The 18,074-nt window shown below is 65.3% G+C and carries 19 protein-coding genes; 11 read left to right on the top strand and 8 right to left on the bottom strand.

What is annotated here, in order from left to right:
* Window positions 1–61: 61 nt before the first annotated feature.
* Genes GOACH_RS20730 through GOACH_RS20720 form a run of 3 tightly spaced genes read left to right on the top strand, consistent with a single transcriptional unit; the run spans window position 62 to window position 2,312 of the window.
* Window positions 62–628 (top strand): helix-turn-helix transcriptional regulator, encoded by a 567-nt coding sequence (locus tag GOACH_RS20730; RefSeq protein WP_005179354.1) that lies wholly within the window; start codon window positions 62–64, stop codon window positions 626–628.
* Between the two features lie 20 nt (window positions 629–648).
* Window positions 649–1,194 (top strand): hypothetical protein, encoded by a 546-nt coding sequence (locus GOACH_RS20725; RefSeq protein WP_052004087.1) that lies wholly within the window; start codon window positions 649–651, stop codon window positions 1,192–1,194.
* An 11-nt stretch (window positions 1,195–1,205) separates the two neighbouring features.
* Entirely contained in the window at window positions 1,206–2,312 is a 1,107-nt protein-coding gene (locus GOACH_RS20720; protein ID WP_005179352.1) for an MAB_1171c family putative transporter, read from the top strand.
* Window positions 2,313–2,415: 103 nt separating this feature from the next.
* Here the strand turns inward: GOACH_RS20720 and GOACH_RS20715 are convergent, their stop codons facing one another.
* From GOACH_RS20715 to GOACH_RS20705, 3 genes are all read right to left on the bottom strand, one after another.
* Window positions 2,416–3,177 (bottom strand): SDR family NAD(P)-dependent oxidoreductase, encoded by a 762-nt coding sequence (locus GOACH_RS20715; RefSeq protein WP_005179351.1) that lies wholly within the window; start codon window positions 3,175–3,177, stop codon window positions 2,416–2,418.
* A 124-nt stretch (window positions 3,178–3,301) separates the two neighbouring features.
* Window positions 3,302–4,027, bottom strand: coding sequence for a TMEM165/GDT1 family protein (locus GOACH_RS20710; RefSeq protein WP_005179348.1), 726 nt, complete (start codon window positions 4,025–4,027; stop codon window positions 3,302–3,304).
* 119 nt (window positions 4,028–4,146) lie between these two features.
* A complete protein-coding gene (locus GOACH_RS20705; RefSeq protein ID WP_005179346.1) occupies window positions 4,147–4,671 on the bottom strand; it encodes a hypothetical protein in 525 nt (174 codons plus the stop codon).
* 163 nt (window positions 4,672–4,834) lie between these two features.
* On the opposite strand from GOACH_RS20705, the gene GOACH_RS20700 reads away from it, so the two are divergent.
* On the top strand, window positions 4,835–7,021 hold the full coding sequence (locus tag GOACH_RS20700; protein ID WP_157227899.1) for an ABC transporter ATP-binding protein: 2,187 nt from the start codon (window positions 4,835–4,837) through the stop codon (window positions 7,019–7,021).
* On the top strand, window positions 7,018–7,764 hold the full coding sequence (locus GOACH_RS20695; protein ID WP_005179340.1) for an energy-coupling factor transporter transmembrane component T family protein: 747 nt from the start codon (window positions 7,018–7,020) through the stop codon (window positions 7,762–7,764). Before GOACH_RS20700 ends, GOACH_RS20695 begins: the two co-directional genes overlap by 4 nt.
* A 99-nt stretch (window positions 7,765–7,863) precedes the next feature.
* On the opposite strand, the gene GOACH_RS20690 is transcribed toward GOACH_RS20695, so the two are convergent.
* Window positions 7,864–8,493 carry a superoxide dismutase gene (locus GOACH_RS20690; RefSeq protein WP_005179339.1) on the bottom strand — a complete coding sequence of 210 codons (630 nt, stop codon included), beginning with the start codon at window positions 8,491–8,493 and terminating at the stop codon, window positions 7,864–7,866.
* A 269-nt stretch (window positions 8,494–8,762) separates the two neighbouring features.
* Complete coding sequence (locus tag GOACH_RS20685; protein WP_005179338.1) at window positions 8,763–8,912, bottom strand: hypothetical protein; 150 nt, start codon at window positions 8,910–8,912, stop codon at window positions 8,763–8,765.
* Window positions 8,913–9,029: 117 nt separating this feature from the next.
* On the opposite strand from GOACH_RS20685, the gene GOACH_RS20680 reads away from it, so the two are divergent.
* A complete protein-coding gene (locus tag GOACH_RS20680; protein ID WP_005179337.1) occupies window positions 9,030–10,100 on the top strand; it encodes a winged helix DNA-binding domain-containing protein in 1,071 nt (356 codons plus the stop codon).
* 10 nt (window positions 10,101–10,110) lie between these two features.
* Here GOACH_RS20680 and GOACH_RS20675 read toward each other — a convergent pair whose 3' ends face one another.
* The gene (locus tag GOACH_RS20675; RefSeq protein WP_040519330.1) at window positions 10,111–10,854 is read right to left on the bottom strand and encodes a VOC family protein; all 744 of its coding nucleotides are present in this window, start codon (window positions 10,852–10,854) and stop codon (window positions 10,111–10,113) included.
* Between the two features lie 70 nt (window positions 10,855–10,924).
* Between GOACH_RS20675 and GOACH_RS20670 the strand changes: the two genes are divergently transcribed.
* The 5 genes from GOACH_RS20670 to GOACH_RS20650 all read left to right on the top strand — a co-directional run bounded on the left by GOACH_RS20670 (window position 10,925) and on the right by GOACH_RS20650 (window position 15,456).
* Entirely contained in the window at window positions 10,925–11,767 is an 843-nt protein-coding gene (locus GOACH_RS20670) for a S49 family peptidase (RefSeq protein WP_005179335.1), read from the top strand.
* A gap of 455 nt (window positions 11,768–12,222) precedes the next feature.
* Window positions 12,223–12,576: a rhodanese-like domain-containing protein gene (locus GOACH_RS20665; RefSeq protein ID WP_005179326.1), complete on the top strand. Its 354-nt coding sequence runs from the start codon at window positions 12,223–12,225 to the stop codon at window positions 12,574–12,576.
* 257 nt (window positions 12,577–12,833) lie between these two features.
* Entirely contained in the window at window positions 12,834–13,655 is an 822-nt protein-coding gene (locus tag GOACH_RS20660) for a DUF4328 domain-containing protein (RefSeq protein ID WP_245551982.1), read from the top strand.
* The gene (locus GOACH_RS20655) at window positions 13,652–14,440 is read left to right on the top strand and encodes a glycerophosphodiester phosphodiesterase (RefSeq protein WP_005179312.1); all 789 of its coding nucleotides are present in this window, start codon (window positions 13,652–13,654) and stop codon (window positions 14,438–14,440) included. The genes GOACH_RS20660 and GOACH_RS20655 overlap by 4 nt, the downstream gene beginning before the upstream one ends.
* A gap of 23 nt (window positions 14,441–14,463) precedes the next feature.
* Window positions 14,464–15,456 (top strand): DUF5926 family protein, encoded by a 993-nt coding sequence (locus GOACH_RS20650; RefSeq protein WP_005179308.1) that lies wholly within the window; start codon window positions 14,464–14,466, stop codon window positions 15,454–15,456.
* Window positions 15,457–15,460: 4 nt separating this feature from the next.
* Here the strand turns inward: GOACH_RS20650 and GOACH_RS20645 are convergent, their stop codons facing one another.
* On the bottom strand, window positions 15,461–16,696 hold the full coding sequence (locus GOACH_RS20645) for a DUF7373 family lipoprotein (RefSeq protein ID WP_157227890.1): 1,236 nt from the start codon (window positions 16,694–16,696) through the stop codon (window positions 15,461–15,463).
* Between the two features lie 18 nt (window positions 16,697–16,714).
* Window positions 16,715–17,995: a DUF7373 family lipoprotein gene (locus tag GOACH_RS20640; RefSeq protein ID WP_005179302.1), complete on the bottom strand. Its 1,281-nt coding sequence runs from the start codon at window positions 17,993–17,995 to the stop codon at window positions 16,715–16,717.
* Window positions 17,996–18,074 lie beyond the last annotated feature (79 nt).

The raw sequence follows: 18,074 nt of genomic DNA, 5'->3' as shown, positions 1-18,074 counted from the left end.
TCGGGGATGCGTGACAAGCTTTAATGTTTGCAAGTTCAAATGTCGGCTTTCGGAGAGTTGAATGACTTCACAAGGGACGGATAAGCCCACGGGCGACGCCGGTAGGGGTGGGTTCGACGAGCGCTCCGCGTCCGTCGATCCAGGTTTGTTTGCTCGACGGCTCGAAGAGCTCTTTCGGACGGTTCCCGGACCCAACGGTCGGGCATACAGTGCCAAGGCGATCGCTGCGCGCAGTACGGAACGAGGTTTCAGGCTGGGCGAGTCCTACCTCAGCCAGCTCCGTTCGGGTAAGGCCAAGTCGCCGTCGTTCCGCACGGTCGAGGGAATCGCTGCTGCTTTCGGGGTGGATGTCCACTACTTCCTCGAGGACCGTGCAGCACAGCGCACCCGCGACGAGATCGATCTGATGCGGTTGCAGGCCGACACCGACGTTCAGCTCGCCGCTTTCCGGCTCGCCGGGCTGTCGAGCGATTCGGTCACCGTGGTCAACGAGCTGATCAAGGTGCTGCGTGAACAGCAGGGCCTGCCGAAGGATCCGCCGGACGTCGTCGCTGCAGGTCTGACGGAGGATGAGGCCGACGCCATCGAGGCGCGGCTGCGTGTTGTCGGCATGTCCAACGACGACTAGTGCCGCGTCGGCATGCATCCGTGACAACGACAGGGCCGATCGACGCCGAGGATTCGCCACGCGGTCAGCGGGCGCTGTGGGCACTCGCTCGTCGTTCACTCGAGGGGCTCGACCTCGACCTCCCGCTCGACGTCGAGCAACTGTGTGAGCGCTACGGACGGCGGCGCGGGCGCCCGATCAAGCCACTCCCGTACGCGCTGCCCGCAGGCATGCCCAATGGCGTCTGGCTCGCCGCCAAGGACGCCGACTACTTCTTCTTCCAGGAGAACACCTCCCGGCTGCATCGCGACCAGATCATCGTGCACGAGTTCGGTCACCTCATCGCCGGACACCAGATGCTCGGTGAAACCTCGCTGACCGCACCTGCGAGCGCTTCGGGCGACGAATCCGACGCCGCGTTGCGTCGAACGTGCTACTCCGACGCACGCGAGTGGGAAGCCGAGACGCTGGCTTCTATGATCCTCACGTGGGCCCAATCGGCGGGTAACAGTGTCGGACGGACGGCCGACAATCCAGAAGTACGTGGTCTCCAACGCCTACTCGGGGGACACAAAGGCTGGCTGTGAGGTGACTTGAGATGCCCGAGATCATCAATCTCGTCGCGCTCGTCGTCTTCGTTCTGGCGCTGTGCTGGCGGTTGGATCGCATCAGGCGCGGCAACGGAGGCCTGCAAGCCCTCGCGATGACCGTCGCGATCGCCGCGATGACGTTGGCCTTCGTGGTCAGCGCCAAGACCAGCGCACACGTTCTCGACGAGTACGTCTACGTCGGCGTCTCCCGATGGCTGTTCTATGCGCTGCTCGCGCTCGGAGTTGCTGCGCTGATCGTGGTGTTCTTCTTCCCCAGGGCCGGCGCAACCCGCGAGCGGCGCGCGGGTCACGAGGCTCTGCCGCTCGTCGTCGCGCTGATCGGTCTGCAGGTGGCCTTGCTGGTCACACCCAGTTCACTGCGCACGTCATCGCTCAGCGAGTGGAGCGCCAAGAATTGGGGATTCGCGCTCTTCTACGTCATCGCCAGCGCGTACCTCGCGTACGGCTTCGGCGCGTGTGTGCACAACGTGCGCAAGTTCTATCGCATGGCGCAGGGTTATCTGCGGTTCTCACTCGCACTGCTCATTCTCGGGTTCGCGTTGCTCGCCGTTGCCTCGGTGCTTCAGGTGCTCGCGGTGGTGGGGAGTGTGAGTGGCCTTGTGCAGGGAGTCAATCAATTGATCGCGGTGCGCACCCTCGACATTGTCGGTGTGGTCGCATTCCTGGTGGGGATCAGCTTTCCGATGCTGCACTCGCGCTGGACGGGGTTGGCGGCGCGACGTCGTCATCGACGCGACGCGACAGCGCTGGAACCGTTGTGGGAGTTGGTGACCGCCGCGATACCCGAGGTCGTGCTGCCCACCGAGAGCAGTAGCCCCACGCAGCGGCTGCACCGGGAAGTCGTCGAGATCAGGGATGCACTCACGCAGTTGAGCCCGCTGGTGCCCGAGGAGTTCGACGACGTCGACGACGAGGTGAAGGTCGCGATGCTGCGCGATGCCGTCGACGCGTACCGCGACGAGGGCGGAGCGTCGGGCCCGGTGCGGCCCATGGTTCCCGCCGACGGCGCCGGCCTCGATGCCGAGGCTGCGCCACTGATCCGATTGTCCCGCTGTGTCGCGGTCGAGGACGCGAGCGTGGATTCGGCGGCCTGAACCCCTCGCGAGCGCGGTCGCACCGGGTTCATGGTGCGCGTGAGGGGGCAGCGCTCACGAGGGGTCGGCGCTCGTGAGCGTGGCGCTCACGAGGTTCGGACGCTCAGCGCGGGGCCATGCGCAGTGCGCCGTCCATCCGGATGGTCTCGCCGTTGAGGTAGTTGTGCGTGACGATGAACTCCGCGAGTTCGGCGTACTCTGCCGGCTCGCCGAGGCGGTGCGGGAAGGGGATGGCCTCCGCAAGCGTCTTCTGGAACTCGGGTGTGATGCCTGCGAGCATCGGGGTGCTGATGGTTCCGGGCGCGATCGTGCAGACCCGGACGCCGACGCGGGCCAGATCGCGTGCTGCCGAGATGGTCATCGCGTGGACTCCGCCCTTCGACGCCGCGTAGGCGATCTGGCCGATCTGTCCTTCGAACGCGGCGACCGATGCGGTGTTGACGATGACACCCCGTTGCCCGTCGTCGTCGACGACAGGTTCGTCCTTCATCTGGTTCGCTGCCAGCCGCAGCACGTTGAAGGTGCCGACGAGGTTGATGTCGATGATCTTGCGGAAGAGATCGAGATCGTGAGGGCCCTCCTTGGTCAGGATGCGCGACGCCCACCCGACGCCTGCGCAGTTGACGGCAACCCGGAGCGGTCGGCCCGAATCGGCGATCTGACCGATTGCAGCGCCCACCTGCGCTTCGTCGGTGACGTCGGTCGGGATGAGGGTGACACCGTCGATCCTGTCGGCTTTGTCGATCGACGGCTGCAGGTCGAGGCCGAACACCGTGGCGCCTGCTGCGGCGAAACGCGTGGCGGTGGCAGCGCCGAGGCCTGACGCGGCACCGGTGACGAGTACTGAGGAGCCGGAGATGTCCATCGGGTGAGAGTCCTTTCGATCGGCAGGTCGGTGTGCATCACCATAAAGGGGGCCGCGCCGCCGGATAGAAGGAACCCCTAGTAAAACCGACCGATCGCTCGGGAAACAGGGGGAGCGCGCAGTATTACTGCAGCTCAGAACCCGATCCGGTCCGGACCTCGTCTGAATCGGGTGTCTCGGCGTCGGAGCGCGCCCGATGCACGCGCTGGATGTAGTACGAGCCGATACCGACGATGGCCACCACGGCAGACACCGTCGCGATGACGATGACCGATGACGAGTCGCGCAGTCCCTCGAAGAGCAACCACGCGGCGAACCCGAAGAACAACACGGACGCGCCGATGGCGATGGTCCGCTCGGGTAGGTGCTTGCCGAGCAGGGCGCCGACGGCGATGGCCAGTGCGTCTGCGGCCACCATGCCGATGGTCGAGCCGATCCACACGCCGAGCCAGTTGCTGTGCGCCGAGAGGGTGATGGTGGCCAGCATGGTCTTGTCACCGAGTTCGGCGAGGAAGAACGACGACATCACCGCGAGGAACACCGACGTGCCGACGCGGTCCGCCTTGCCTTGCTCGTCGTCGTCGAGACTGTCTCCGCGAAGCGTCCACAGGCCGAAGATGAGCATGGCGATGCCCGCCACGATCGACATGACGTTCGACGGGATCGAGAGACCGAGGAAATGTCCGAAGAACACGGACACGGCATGCACCGCGGTGGTTGCCACGGTGATGGCGAGAAGGACGACCCACCACTTGTAGCGCAGTGCGTAGGTCATGGCCATCAGCTGCGACTTGTCGCCGAGTTCGGCGACGAAGATCACGCCGAAACTCAGCAGAAGGGCAGCAATCATGGGTTCGAGGTTAGCCAGACCTCACCGGCGATTGCAACAGATCGCAAACCCGCATCCATGCAGGTAGGAGGCACAAAACCTGAAGTTCGGGGACCCGTAGAAGAGTCCTCCTGGTGGTCTCAGGCGATCAGCAGCATGGCGAGGACCGCGGTATCGGGGTCGGCGTTGGGATCTATCCCGACCTTGTTGCGCAGGGTGACCACTGTGCCGTCGGCCTCTGCCTCTGCCCACCCCGCGCGATGCTCGAGACCCAATTCGGGAAGCCCGGGCAGCAACACGCAGCCCGACGCGACGTCGGCGCACTCGGGAAGCGACGGTCGCGTGCGCGACGGCGGATGCAGCATCACCAGCGCCGGCGGGTTGCTGTCGAGACGACCGGCTTCGACGAAGCTGTCGTCGATGACGTTGCCGACGGCCACCATCATGCCGACAGCGGGTTCGTCGAGGTCGTCGGGACGGTCCTCGACCACCCGGAAGATCGTCGTGGTCGGCAGGAATCCGGGGCGACATGCGATCCGCACGGAGGCCACGAGCGTCTGGGTCCATTCGAGCGTCGACTCCGGCCAGCGCCCGGAAATGACGATTCCATTCAGATGCCCGTGCTGATGAACCGGTGTGAGCCCGATCGGTACAGAGGATTGCATGTTCTGACCTCCCTGTTCGTGACATGAGAATCCACCAGTGGCGCGGCGTCGTCCAGCCGAAGCGCCGTGTTGTGACGCTTCGTTTACACGGTGTAACGACAGGTGCGGCACAGGCATGGTCGGAGCGGCCAGGCACTATGGATACGTGCACTCAACGTCCGAAATGCCAGGCGCGAGGACTCGCGGCGCGTTACGCCCGCTCGAGATCGCCTGGATAGCGATCTTCGGCGGCCTCGCGGTCGCGGCGGTCGTCATCGGTTCGGTCATCCCTCTGGCAGGTGCTGTTCGTGTGCTCGCCCCGGTTCCGCTCGCGCTGATAGGGGCGCGCACGAGGCCGCGCGCGATGGTGGCAGCCTCGGTCTCCACCGCGGCGGTGAGCTTTGCAATGGCCGGCTGGAAGGCGGCGCTCGCACTCATCGGCGCAGCCCTGGTCGGAGGCATCGTTGGCGAGATCAAGCGGCGCGGACACGGTTGGCCGACGCTGTTGATCGTCTCGATCATCACGGCGCCGGTCATCGGCGGTGTGTCCGTGGTGGTGCTGTTGATCCTGAAGCCGTTGCGCGAGTTGGCGCTGACCGCGATGTCGAACACTCTCGGCGGAGTGGCGAAGTGGGTGGGCAAGATTCCGTCAGCCCACTCGTTGGCCGACGGCATCAACGGGCTGCGAGACAACCTGGTGACGTACTGGTGGGTCTGGATGTGGGCGACGGGTGCGGCGGGCACGTTGATCACGATGGTGGTCGGCTGGTGGATCCTCAGCGCAGTGATCGACCGACTCGCCGACATCCCCAGCGAGGACACGCTCGACGATTCCGACGCGGACGACGTCGACCGGCGGGTGGAGCCCTTGCCGTTGGCACTCGAGCATGTCGGGTTCTCCTATCAGCCCGGTGGACCCCAGATCCTCTCCGACATCGACCTCCGGATCGAGCCAGGGGAGTTCATCGCGGTCGTCGGAGCCAATGGGTCGGGCAAGTCGACGCTGTCGAAGATCCTGGCGGGCAGGCGGCCGACGACCGGGGTCGTGCACCGGCCGGGTGCCGCGGGGCTCGGCAGGCGCGGCGGAACCGCCATGGTGCTCCAACGCCCGGAGACCCAGATGCTCGGCGCGCGCGTCGCCGACGACGTCGTGTGGGGTCTCCCGGAGGGAACCGAGGTCGACGTCGACGCCCTGCTCGCCGAGGTCGGGCTGGCCGGCCTCGCCGGCCGTGAGACCTCCGACCTGTCCGGCGGCCAGCAGCAGAGACTGTCCATCGCGGCCGCCCTGGCTCGCGATCCCGCGTTGCTCATCGCCGACGAGGTGACCTCGATGGTCGATCCCGCGGGCCGCGCCGAACTACTCGAAGTGCTCCGCGCGCTTCCGCGTACCCGCGGGATCGCCGTCGTGATGATCACCCACCGGGCGATCGAGGCCGTCGCAGCTGATCGGATCGTGCATCTTGTCGAGGGTCGGATCGTGCCCTACAGCCCGGATTGGCTGGCGGAACTGCACGCGACAGATACTGCTGCCGGAGGGGGATACGCGCTCGACGCGTCGTGGCACGAGGCGTCGAGCGGTGACGTGGTGTCCGGTCCGGAACCGACGAGCGAACCCGTACTGTCACTGAGCGGCGTCGGACACACGTATCTGCGCGGATCTCCCTGGGAGGTGAGCGCGCTGCATGACGTGAATCTCACCGTGCACCGCGGTGAAGGATTGTTGATCGTCGGCGGAAACGGTTCCGGCAAAACAACTCTCGCATGGATCATGGCCGGTCTCATCAAGCCGACCGACGGTAGTTGCCTGCTCTACCTACCCGAACGCCCCGGGCGGGGTGAGCCGGTCAGCGATCACGTCGGCGAGGTCGGGCTCGCGTTCCAGCACGCACGTCTGCAACTGCAGAAGCAGAACGTCGGCGACGACATCATGGCTGTCGGCGGCCTCAAGATCGGGACGGTCGAGGTCGCGCACACACTCGAATCCGTCGGGCTCCCCAGGACGATGGCGATCCGCCGGATCGACGCGCTCAGCGGTGGCCAGATGAGGCGCGTCGTACTCGCGGGCCTCATCGCACGGGCACCTCAGGTCATGATTCTCGACGAGCCCCTCGCCGGGCTCGATCCCGTTGCGCGTGATGAGGTCGTTGGCCTGCTTGCCAAGCTGCGTGCCGACGGCATGACCATCGTGATCATCTCGCATGACTTCGCCTCGCTCGGACAACTCTGCACGCGGCGGGTGCGTCTGGCCGGCGGAACACTGGTTCCCGACACCCAACCCGCCGGCCCCGCGCCCGCCGATTCCCACCCCGCCAACCCCTACCCCGACGATGTTCGGCCCGCAGACGACGCGATTCGCAGGAGGACGCCATGAGCGTGCGCACTGTCCCGCTGCGGCAGGTACCCGGGGATTCGCCGATCCACCGGCTGTGGGCGGGAACCAAGTTGATCGGTGTGTTCGTGCTGGGGCTGATGACCGTGGTCCTGCCGACCTGGCCGTCACTCGGCCTGGTCACCGGTGTCATGCTGGTCACCGCCCTCGTCGCCGGGATCCCCCTCGGCGCGGTGCCGCGGCCGCCCTGGTGGTTCTGGGGGCTGATCGCGGTCGGCGTCGCAGTGAACGCTTCGTTCGGTCTTGCCGCGGCGATCGTATTCCTCCGCGCGATCGCACTTGCTCTCGTTCTCGTGGCCAGTTCGGTCGTGGTGATCTGGACGACGCCGATGGCTGAGGTCGCTCCGGCAGTCACTCGGTTGATGCGGCCGCTGCGCGCACTGCGTATGCCGGTTGACGAGTGGGCCGTGTGCATCGCGCTGTGCTTGCGCGGGCTGCCGCTGTTGATCGAGGAGATCCGACTGCTCGTCGCGGTCCACCGACTACGTCCCACGTCGGGCCGGTCGGATCACCCATCGGCCGAGATGGGGATCATGGACATGGTGATCGCCGCGATGTCGTCGGCGCTACGACGAAGCTCGGAAATGGCTGAGGCGATCACCGCGCGTGGCGGAACAGGCCGACTCACCGCAACCACGTCCCGCCCGCATCGTCGCGACGCGGTCGCACTCGTGTTGCTCGCGATCGTCTGCGTTGTGGCCATCACGCTGTCGGTGGTGCTCTAGTCGTCGGACGAGGTTTTCTACTCGTCGGTTCACACCCGCACACAACGCAACGCGGCGGCCACCCGGAGGTGACCGCCGCGTCGTGAATCTGCGGAGAGATCAGGCAGGAACCACCAGGCCGGGACCCTGCTTGGTCGCGGTGGCGAAACGCTCGGCCGCATCGGCCCAGTTCACGACGTTCCACCACGCCTTGACATAGTCGGGCTTGACGTTCTGGTAGTCGAGGTAGAAGGCGTGCTCCCACATGTCGAGCATCACGATCGGGATGATCGCCGCGGGGATGTTGCCGCTCTGATCGGTGAGCTGCAGGATCACCAGATTGCCTGCGATGGTGTCGTAACCGAGGATCGCCCAACCACTGCCCTGAAGCGTGGTGGCCGCGCTCGTGAAGTGCGACTGGAACTTGTCGAAGCTGCCGAACTGCGCGTCGATCGCGGCTGCGAGATCGCCCTCGGGCTTGTCGCCGCCGTCCGGCGAGAGGTTCTTCCAGAAGATGGAGTGGTTGGTGTGTCCACCGAGATGGAAGGCGAGGGTCGCCGACAGTCCGTAGACCTTGCCTGCGATGCTGCCATCCTCACGGGCCTCGGCCAGCTTGGCGAGGGTGTCGTTGGCGCCCTTGACGTAGGTCGCGTGGTGCTTGTCGTGGTGGAGCTCCATGATCCTGCCGGAGATGTGCGGCTCCAGCGCCGCATAGTCGTACGGAAGATCCGGCAAGGTGTATTCAGCCACGGTTTTCCTCTCTCTGTGCTCAAACCTTCGAGTCTGTGCTCAACCTTCGAGCGTTCATACCGTCGGGTACTGCTTCGGCTACTGCTCTTGGTCTCGCGCGAGCCCATTCCGGAGAGTCGTGGACGCTCGCGCGGGTAGTTCCAGCCTTCCGCAGACGATGGGGGAATGCAACAATCCCGACTCAACTAACCTCAAGTGCGGTTGAGGTATCGCTGCGGGTTCGACAGTGGGCTCGGCGCGAGACGTTCTGTTGCTCAGCGTCTTTGGTGTCAGATGAGAATGAGTGCGAAGAACAGAACCAGCAATGCGACGACGCTGAGTCCGATCGTGAGGCACGAGTGTCGGATGTTGTAGACCGCGGCCGGAACGCCGGGTCGCTGCGATGCGGTCCGTGTGTGCCCCGAAGCGTTGACGGCCATGAAGAACCTCGTCCCGAGTTGTCGGTGCGTCGTGATCGGTGTTCCGACAGCACCCCGGAGAGTGACTGACATCACAGCGATGTGCGGTTAGCGAGAATAATAGACACACTGCTGGCTATGACTCAAATCACGGCGCGACAGGCCAACCGGACCCTGCTGTCCCGTCAACACCTGTTGAGCCGAGTCGACGAGGACGCCATCGAGGTCATCGACCGCGTCGTCGGTCTGCAATCGCAGGATCCGTCCAGCGCTTTCTATGCTCTCGCCTCCCGGATCGACGGGTTCCGGTCCGAGGAACTCGATGCGCTGCTCACGGATCGGGAAGTGGTTCGAATCGCGCTGTTGCGCAGCACCGTCTTTCTGCTCGACGGCCTCGACGCACGGTGGATTCGTGGCCTGGCCCAGGAGACGATCGAGGCCGGAGTGCGGGCCAATCGCCAGTACTCGCTCGTATCCACGACGCCCGATGAGATCAAAGCCGAGACGGCAGGCCTGCTCGATGGGCGCGCAATGAGTGTCGCTGACCTCAAACGCGCTCTGGCGCAACGGTACTCAGCAGAGGATCCCGCCGCGCTGGTCGCGCATGCGCGGTGCGCCCTACCTCTCGTCCAGATACCGCCCCGTGGTCTGTGGAAGGGCAGCGGCGCGCCGACCTACCGCCTCCTCGACGACTGGATCGGTCCCGGTCAACCGGCACTCATTGGTGATGAAGCGCGAAAGGAGCTGATACGCCTGTATCTGCGCGGGTTCGGCCCCGCGTCGGCGAAGGCGATCGCGACGTGGTCGGGCCTGACCGGCCTGCGCCCACTCCTCGACGAGATGCTTGCGGACTGGGAACTGGTGCAATTCGAGGGGCCCTCGGGTGAGGTCCTTGTCGACCTCGACGGTCTCGGACTCGCCGACCCCGACCAGCCGGCGCCCGTGCGGCTGATCGCGCCCTTCGACCACATCCTCGTGGCGCAGGCCGACCGCTACCGCATCGCTGCCGACGCCGCATACCGACGAACCGTGACGCCGAACGGCCGATCGCCGGGATTCGTCCTCGTCGACGGTCTGCTCGCCGGGACGTGGCGGCCCGGCAGGGGCCCCGACATCGATGTCGAGTTGTATTCCGAATTGACCCGCGCGCAGACCGCGGAGCTCGACGCAGAGGTCGAGCGGCTCCGTGTGTTCCGCGCGAGCCGCTGACCCATCGCGGTCAGTCGCCGGTACGTGGATTGCGTGACGTGATGCAGTACGGCCGGCCGACTGGATCGGTCATCACGGTCCAGTCGTCATGATGTTCGACGACCCGCGCGCCCCAGTCCTCGTGGCGGGCCACCTCCTGCGTCACCGAGTTGGCTGCGAGGTCGACGTGCCCGGTGGCCGACGCGGCATCGTCGGAGTCGGTGCGTTGCAGCAGGATTCCGACAGCCAGATTCGGATCGCGCTGCAGCCGAACGAATTCGGGGTGAGTACCTGCTTGTATCCGCCAGCCGGTGAGTCGTGTCCAGAACTCGAGCTCACGGTCGAACAGGCGCGGCGGGACGTCGATGCTCACCTGGTCGATGATGCTGATCGTGTCGTCTGGCCACCGGATCGGTCGCGATCGCGACGATTCGCCGGTCCACTCGACGAGGCAGAAGACGAACCCGGCCGGAGACTCGAGTACGAGCAGCGGGCCCCGGTCGTCGCGGACGGTTGCGCCGAGTTCGACCGCCTCGGCGGCCGATGTCCGGGGTTCGTCGACATGGAGATCGAGATGCACACCGCCCGGGCCGGAGCCGAGACGTTGGACGCGGAGGTGCGGATCCCCGCTGAACGGCTCGAGGGTTGCGAACTCGCGGTGCTCGCCACGTGGCGGTGACACGGTACTGCCCGCGATCGCCCGCCAGAAGGTGACCTCGTCGCCGAACTGAGCGGCAGGAAAATCCAGAAACGCCGTGAGCCACCGGATGTCCACGTCTGCGAGTCTACGGTTGCCCGGCAGCACCGGGGCCGGACTGTCGGATACGCGCACTAGACTCGATCCAATGAACGGGCCCATCGGCGAGATCGTCAAGAAGTTCCAGCACTCCCGCGCTGACAAGGTCGCAGTGGTGCGCCTCGACGGCACGATAGGACATGTCGGGGCGGGTCGCGGATTGAACATCGACTCGGTGGAGCCGGTCCTCAAACGGGCCTTCGAGACCGAACACGTCAAGGCCGTCGTGATCGTCATCAACTCACCGGGCGGATCGCCCGCGCAGTCGGAGTACATCGCGGAGCGCATCAGGCAGCTCTCGTCGGAGAAAGGCGTTCCGGTCCTCGCGTTCTGTGAGGACATCGCTGCATCGGGCGGTTACTGGATCGCGTGCGCTGCCGACGAGATCTTCGCCGCGCACACCTCACTTGTCGGATCGATCGGTGTCGTCTCGTCTGGCTTCGGCTTCAACGAGGTGCTTGACCGACTCGGTGTGCAGCGCCGTCTCTATACCGCGGGCGACAACAAGGCCAGACTCGACGCCTTCTCACCCGAGAACGCCGACGACGTCGAGTGGCTGAAGGGGATGCAAGCCGAGCTGCACCAGGCATTCATCGCCTGGGTCAAGCAGCGCCGCGGAAAGAAGCTCGTCGGTACCGACGCCGAACTGTTCAACGGCGACATCTGGATCGGTGAGAAGGCCCGCGACGCCGGCCTCGTCGACGGCATCGGCGTGATGCGCTCGGTGGTCGCCGAACGCTACCCCGACGTCGAGATCACGGTGATCGCCGCACCGAAACCGCTTCTCACCCGCCTGCTCAACGGCCCGTCGGGGGCATCTGCGCTCGCTGATGCCCTCGTCTCCGGCGCGCTATCCGCTGTGGAGAAAACCCAGCGGATTGGGTTCCGCTGATCGATTCATCCACAGTTGTCCCCACGTTATCCACAGGGTTTGTGATATCGGTGACAACGTCCGCGACAGCGCCGACAAGTTCACTGTGGTGAACAGAATATGCTGATTGACCTGCGATTTAGTGACTGGCATCACACGGGGTGAACACAATCGGGCAAGTTGTCCACAAATTCACAGCCTCATTCACAGGTTGACACTCGAGCGAGTTGCCTAAAGCGACGCTTGTCAAACTGGCATGTGGATAGCATTATGCAGACATACATAAAGCGCTGTGGATGCTCGGTGAGCGTTCGGTTGGGTGTCAAATTGCGCGTCGTGCATACGGACCATGCGCCGTCGACAGCTGTCCGCGAGATGGTAGGCGGGATCGTGACTCCCCGGATCGAACCTGTCGCAGTGTTCGGGCAAGGTCGCGGTTCTGGGCTCGCGCGGTGTGCCAACATGGGGACGTGAGCATGGGCGATATTCCAAAGGTACCGGTGACCGAGTTGCCGGACGACTTCACCGACGAATCCGGCCGCGTTCTACTCGATGTACGTGAGGATGACGAATGGAACGCGGGCCACGTCCGAGGCGCTCTGCACATCCCGCTTGGTGAGATCCCTGCGCGACTGGACGAGATCGACCTGGATTCCGATCTGCTCGTCATCTGCCACTCCAGCGGGCGCTCGATGCGGGTTCTCCAGTACCTCGCACAGATGGGCATCGACGGTTCGTGCGTGCGCGGCGGCATGCTCGCCTGGCTCGAGAACAGCAAGCCGGTGCAGACCGGACCGGCCGACGCGGACTCAGTTCCGGACGTGAAGTAGCGGCGGTTTCGATGTACGACATGTGTCCGCGGTGCCGCATCCAGGCGCCGCATCGGGACGGGCGCGAGCACTGCCCTCGGTGCGGTGGCAACCTCGTGGTCGTCGCGTCGCCCCAGGCGGCCGCACGGGTACCGCGCCCTACCGGTCCTGCTCCCGCTCCCGGACCCGCTGCCACCCCCGGCGGACGGCCCGTTCTCCGACGCACGGCACCTCCGCCGACACCGCGACAAGCTGCCGCACGGGGCCAGGGTCCTCGCATGTATCGCAGTCGCAACGTGCGCTGGGTGGCGAGGCGACCGCCGGAGTCGTTTCCCCCGCGTCTGGGCCAGGTGTATCGCGGACCTCGACTGATCCCCCGCTACACCTACCTCCCGCGATGGGGACTGCGCGATGCGCCCGTCGACGAGCATCGTCTCGACGCCCCGGCCGAGCACGCTTCCGAGACCCTGCGGGCCGCTCTGATGATGTGTGCAGGTGCCCTCGGTGCGTCGGCTCTTGTTCACCTCTTCCGGTACATCCTGTTGGTGATCAATCGGGACACCCCACTGCCGAGCTGGCTGATCGTCGCGAGCTCCGTATTGGTCATCCTCGGCGGTCTCCTCGCGCTGATCGCAGTCGTGAGCGCCCTCGTCGTCGCGGTTCGCTGGCTGATCGCAGTGCGTGCGCAGGCCTATCGACACCGCGGTCGCCGCGAACCCCGCCCCCTGTGGCAGATCATCGTGCTGGCAGGAATTCCGGTGGTCAACGTGGTCGGTGCCCCCCTGTTGCTGCATGAAGCCGCGAATGCGTCGGCGCAGGAGTGGCGCGAGCGCGGTGTCGACGGCGTGACCCGTGCTGCCCTCGATCGGCTCTGGGTCGCGTGGGCGCTCGTCAACGCGCTGGCGCTGTGGGCGGCGATCACCTGGGCGGTCTCGGTGTCCTCTGGTTCGATCCAGACCGGTGCGGACGCACTCGCACTGATCACGGTCAGCGCAGCGGTGTCGGCCGTGTTCGCGTTCTGGGCCTCCCGACATCTTCCGGGTGTTCTCGTGTCCGACGACGCGCCCGTCGTCAAGAAACGGTGGGTGGCGGTCGCGTGAGCGTCGACAAGGTCTCGCGTTCGGGGAAGCCGGCCGTCGTCGCACACCGTGGTGCCTCGTCGCAGGCGCCCGAACACACCCTTGCCGCATATGAACTGGCGCTCGACCAGGGGGCCGACGGTCTCGAGTGCGATGTGCGGCTCACCGCCGACCACGAGTTGGTCTGTGTCCACGACAGGACGGTCGACCGGACGTCGAACGGTTCCGGCGTGGTCAGCGAGATGACGCTCGCGCAGCTACGCGAACTCGACTTCGGCAGCTGGCACGACGCCGACACCCCCGCTGCGGTGCTCACGCTTCGGGAGCTGCTCACACTCACCCTCGATTGGCGACGCCCCGTGCGGTTGTTCATCGAGACCAAGCACCCCGTCCGGTACGGCAGCCTCGTCGAGCAGGAACTGCTCGAGGTGCTGCACGAGTTCGGTGTCGCCACACCACCGTCGGCCGATCACAGTCGTGCCGTGGTCATCTCGTTCTCGTCGGCGGGGGTGTGGCGGATTCGACGCCACGCGCCCATGCTGCCGACGATCCTGCTCGGCGACACCGCGCGGGTGCTCGGGGGGTCGGCGGCGACCGCGGTCGGCGCGACCGGAATCGGGCCATCGGTCGAGACGTTGCGCATGCATCCCGAGATCGTGGACAAGGCCGCTGCGGCCGGACGTGTCACCTACTGCTGGACCGTCGACGAGCAGGCCGATGTCCAGCTGTGCGCCGACCTGGGGGTGCGCTGGGTCGCCACCAATCGACCGGCCAAGGTGCGTGACTGGTTGGTGACCGTCGACTGATCGGTACGTGAGAGGGTGGACCCATGGCCAAGAAGAGCAAACGAGGATCCGGTCCGCGTCCGGGAAGCAACCGGGCCGAGCGTGTCGCCGCGCGGAAGGCGCGTGCCGCAGCCACTCTCGCACCATCCCCACGCCCGTTCGCCGGACTCGCAGCCGAGTGTGATCTCGTCGCACTGAGGTCGTTCGTCAACTCCGCGACTGCGGTACTCGACCTCGTCGAGCCGGGCCCGACATTCCCCGAACCCACGTCGGTGATGCCCGACGACGCCCGGCGACCCGCGCCGGCACCAGGTGAACGCAACGAGGTGCTCCTGGCGACGATCCTCCCCGGTGCCATCTCCGCGCTCGTTCGCGAGTTCCGTGGCGCCCCACAGGGAGTCGCGGCGACGCAGACCGATCCGGAGCCGGAAGACGTCAACTCCGCCCTCGCACAGTCGATCTCGTGGGCAGCGCACGCCAAGCTCGGTGACGACTATCGGGGGCCGGACGCCGACGCCGACTCCGACACATCGCTCGCCGATGTGCTGAAAGTCGATGCTCCGCTGGACATCATCGTGCACGACGACTTCTCCTGGTGGTTCCCCGACGGCGCTGAGGTGCCTGCCGAGATCGCGCCGATGGTCGAGCGCGCAAGCGATACGGTGCTGCCCACGGCGCGGTTGCGGCCCAAGAGCGGCATCGGTGCGCCCTGGTGGGTCGACGCGGGCGAGCGTGCCCACCTGCGGTGGGTGCGTCCTGAGCCCGAGGACGAATTGATGAACGCGTTGGCGCGCCTGCATGCCGCCGGGCGTCTCACACTCGGCGACGGTTCACGGTACGCGGGCTCGTTCCGAACGCACGGATTGCTGGTGCCCGTCTTCGACCTCGACAATGAGATGCACCACGAGGAGTGGTACGCCGGGCTCGATCAGTTCGACGCGTGGCTCTCCGAAGCGCTGAGTGCCACAAGTGATCTGACCATCGACGAGCGCAGCTCACGCGACGGTCTGCGGACCCGTCAGGTCACGATCCGCTGAGCACTCAGTTGGCGTTCTGATCGGCCTTCGTCAGGATCACGTACTGGGCTGCGGCCTGCTGGTAGAGATCCTTGCGATCGGTGGATGAGACGACCGCCGCGTAGCGACCCACGTGAATCCAGCACGAGGGTTTGGCGAACGCATCCCCGGCGTCCTTGTCGTAGCAGCGTACGTCCGGCAGGTGTGGCGGCGCGGCAACGGCCTGTCTGCCGTCCGTTCTCGCGCCGTTGTACTTGCTGTCGATGATCGACTGTGCCCCATCAGATGTCGTTGCCCGGTACACCGTCGACCTGTCGACCGCATTGGCAGTCGACCCGACCTTCGTCAACAGGGCGAGCGTGTCGGGCGACTGGCTGTCGTACAGCGCCATGCCCCGGGCTCCGAGCACCGTGCCGCTGCTCGTCGGATCGGACCCGGGGAGTGCGTAGACGAGAATGTGATGCGGATCGAATTCCTGATGATGCTCGGGCAGGTGCTTGGCCTGGGCCTCCGCCTTCGTCGGTGTCGGCACAAACTTGTCGATGAGGGCAGACTGCTTCGAGATCGCTTCGCGTAGAGCCGGTTCGAGTAGGTCCTTGTCCTTGCCGGCGACCCCGTACCAGGTGTAGAGCACCCACCCTCCATGCGCCGTGTACGCCGACAATGACGGCGAGTCCTTTGCGGTCTCGCCGGAACTTGCGAACACGCGACTGCCCGGGAAACCCGACGGATGGACCTCGGCGTTCAGCCCGTCTTTGAGGGTGGCGTCACCCATCTGTTTCACGGCTGCAGCGGCCGATTCGGGGGTGTCGTAGCGCAGTACCGTGTTGTCCAGCTGCCGCCTGTTGCCCTCTCGGATAGCGGAGGTCGGCGTCGTTGCGCTGGCGTTGAAGCCGTAGAGCACATGGTCGTTGGCGGGGACGTTGACGATGTCCGGAATATTGAGGTCCGCGATGCCTTCTCGTCCCTGGCCCATGGGCTTGGTCGCCGCAATGCCCTTCGTCACCTCAGGGTCGATCTCGAACGGCGCGACGATGTAATCGGTCAGGCGGGACAATTCGAGCGACCCGATGGTATCGGCTGTCGCATTGCCGAATGTCGGCCTCGGAGCCGTCGGGTATTTGCCCGTGTCGAGCGCGTTGATGTCAACCGAGTGGTCGGCAGTACTGACGGCTGTGCCGTCGACGGAACAACCCGCGAGTGCTGCAGCGGCTACCATGGCCAGTGAAACAGTCTGTGCGGCAAACCTTTTACTTCGCACGAAGAATCCTTCCCAATGTCAGTTGGCTTTCTGATCAGCCTTGGTGAAGATCGCGTACTGTGCAGCGGTCTGCTGGTAGACGTCCTTCGGATCGGTACCGATCAATTCGGCAACGTAGCGGCCCAACTGAACCTCGCACCAGTAGCCGGTGATGTTGTCGGTGACCTCGCTCAAGCAGCGCGCCACAGGCAGATTCGGTGGGGCCGGTACGGGTTTCATGCCGCGGCCGCGTTGAAGGTTCTCGAACGTGTTCATGATCTTCTTGGCGCCGTCGGGAGTCTTGGCGCGGTAAACGGTCGCGCGGTCCATCGCGTTCGCCGTGGAACCCACATCGTTGAGGAGATTGAACATGCCCGCCGGATCGACGGCGAAGAACGACATCGACCTCGGTCCATACACCGCACGCACGTCGCCGGGGTTGGGAGTCTTGACGTGAGCGTTCTTGATCTCGTCGTCGGTGTAGGGCAGTGCGTACATCAGAATGTGGTTCTGATCGATGATCATCGGTTTCTTCGGAATGTTCCGTGCTTCCCGTTCGTCCTTGGTCGGCGTGGCGGGGAACTGGTCGATCAGCGCGCTCTGCAGGCTCGCTGCCTTCTTGATGGCCGGCTCGAGCTTGTCCTTCTGTGCATCTGTCGCCTGGTAGTAGGTGTAGAGCACATACGTGTTGTGTGCGGTGATCGACACCATCGCTGAGGTGCCGTCGGTATTTCCCGGCATCGCGATGACACGGCTACCCGACATTCCGTCGGGGCGGACCGTCGTGGTCTTCGGGCGTTTGAGATACGCGTCCGCCATCTGGTTGGCGGCGGCGGTGGCATCGGCAGCGGTCAGATACCGCGTCACGAAGTTGTTCAGTTCGCGTTTCGTTCCGGCGCGAATGGTCTCGTCCGGGGTGGACGCCGAGACGACGTAGCCGTAGATGACGGAATCGTTGGCCTTCACGTTCGCGACATCGTCGCCGACGATGGGTCGCAGGTTGCTCGAGCGGCTCCAGAGGACCTGAGTCGGCAAGCCCATGTTGGTCAGGTCGCTGTCGATCTCGAACGGCGCGACGATGAACTGCGCCATGCGCTGCGCTTCGTAGGGTATGACCTGGTCCTCGGTCGCTTCACCGAACGGCTTTCGTGGTTCGGTCGGGTATTTGCCGGTGTCGAGTGACTTGACGTCGATTGTCGCACTGGCTGCGGGGTCTGCGTCGCTCACCGCATTCCCGTCGACCGAGCAACCGCTGACCACGATGAGTGCCGCGAATCCGCTCGCAAGTAATGTCCTGGCTCCCGGTCGCCTGCCCGTCATGGTGCCTCTCGCCTTCGTCAATGGTGCGCATTGATACCCAGTGCTGCGTATTCGCACTTTCGGTGACCCTTTCGGGCGC

Source organism: Gordonia aichiensis NBRC 108223, from assembly GCF_000332975.1.
In the GTDB taxonomy this organism is placed as follows: Bacteria; Actinomycetota; Actinomycetes; order Mycobacteriales; family Mycobacteriaceae; genus Gordonia; species Gordonia aichiensis.
This window is presented reverse-complemented; position numbering and strand designations above follow the sequence as displayed.

Excerpts from the sequence above, each read along its gene's own strand:
- GOACH_RS20730 (WP_005179354.1), top strand. The coding sequence starts at position 62 with ATGACTTCACAAGGGACGGATAAGCCCACGGGCGACGCCGGTAGGGGT.
- GOACH_RS20720 (WP_005179352.1), top strand. The coding sequence starts at position 1,206 with ATGCCCGAGATCATCAATCTCGTCGCGCTCGTCGTCTTCGTTCTGGCG.
- GOACH_RS20715 (WP_005179351.1), bottom strand. The coding sequence starts at position 3,177 with ATGGACATCTCCGGCTCCTCAGTACTCGTCACCGGTGCCGCGTCAGGC.
- GOACH_RS20710 (WP_005179348.1), bottom strand. The coding sequence starts at position 4,027 with ATGATTGCTGCCCTTCTGCTGAGTTTCGGCGTGATCTTCGTCGCCGAA.
- GOACH_RS20705 (WP_005179346.1), bottom strand. The coding sequence starts at position 4,671 with ATGCAATCCTCTGTACCGATCGGGCTCACACCGGTTCATCAGCACGGG.
- GOACH_RS20700 (WP_157227899.1), top strand. The coding sequence starts at position 4,835 with ATGCCAGGCGCGAGGACTCGCGGCGCGTTACGCCCGCTCGAGATCGCC.
- GOACH_RS20695 (WP_005179340.1), top strand. The coding sequence starts at position 7,018 with ATGAGCGTGCGCACTGTCCCGCTGCGGCAGGTACCCGGGGATTCGCCG.
- GOACH_RS20685 (WP_005179338.1), bottom strand. The coding sequence starts at position 8,912 with ATGGCCGTCAACGCTTCGGGGCACACACGGACCGCATCGCAGCGACCC.
- GOACH_RS20680 (WP_005179337.1), top strand. The coding sequence starts at position 9,030 with ATGACTCAAATCACGGCGCGACAGGCCAACCGGACCCTGCTGTCCCGT.
- GOACH_RS20670 (WP_005179335.1), top strand. The coding sequence starts at position 10,925 with ATGAACGGGCCCATCGGCGAGATCGTCAAGAAGTTCCAGCACTCCCGC.
- GOACH_RS20665 (WP_005179326.1), top strand. The coding sequence starts at position 12,223 with ATGGGCGATATTCCAAAGGTACCGGTGACCGAGTTGCCGGACGACTTC.
- GOACH_RS20660 (WP_245551982.1), top strand. The coding sequence starts at position 12,834 with ATGTATCGCAGTCGCAACGTGCGCTGGGTGGCGAGGCGACCGCCGGAG.
- GOACH_RS20650 (WP_005179308.1), top strand. The coding sequence starts at position 14,464 with ATGGCCAAGAAGAGCAAACGAGGATCCGGTCCGCGTCCGGGAAGCAAC.
- GOACH_RS20640 (WP_005179302.1), bottom strand. The coding sequence starts at position 17,995 with ATGACGGGCAGGCGACCGGGAGCCAGGACATTACTTGCGAGCGGATTC.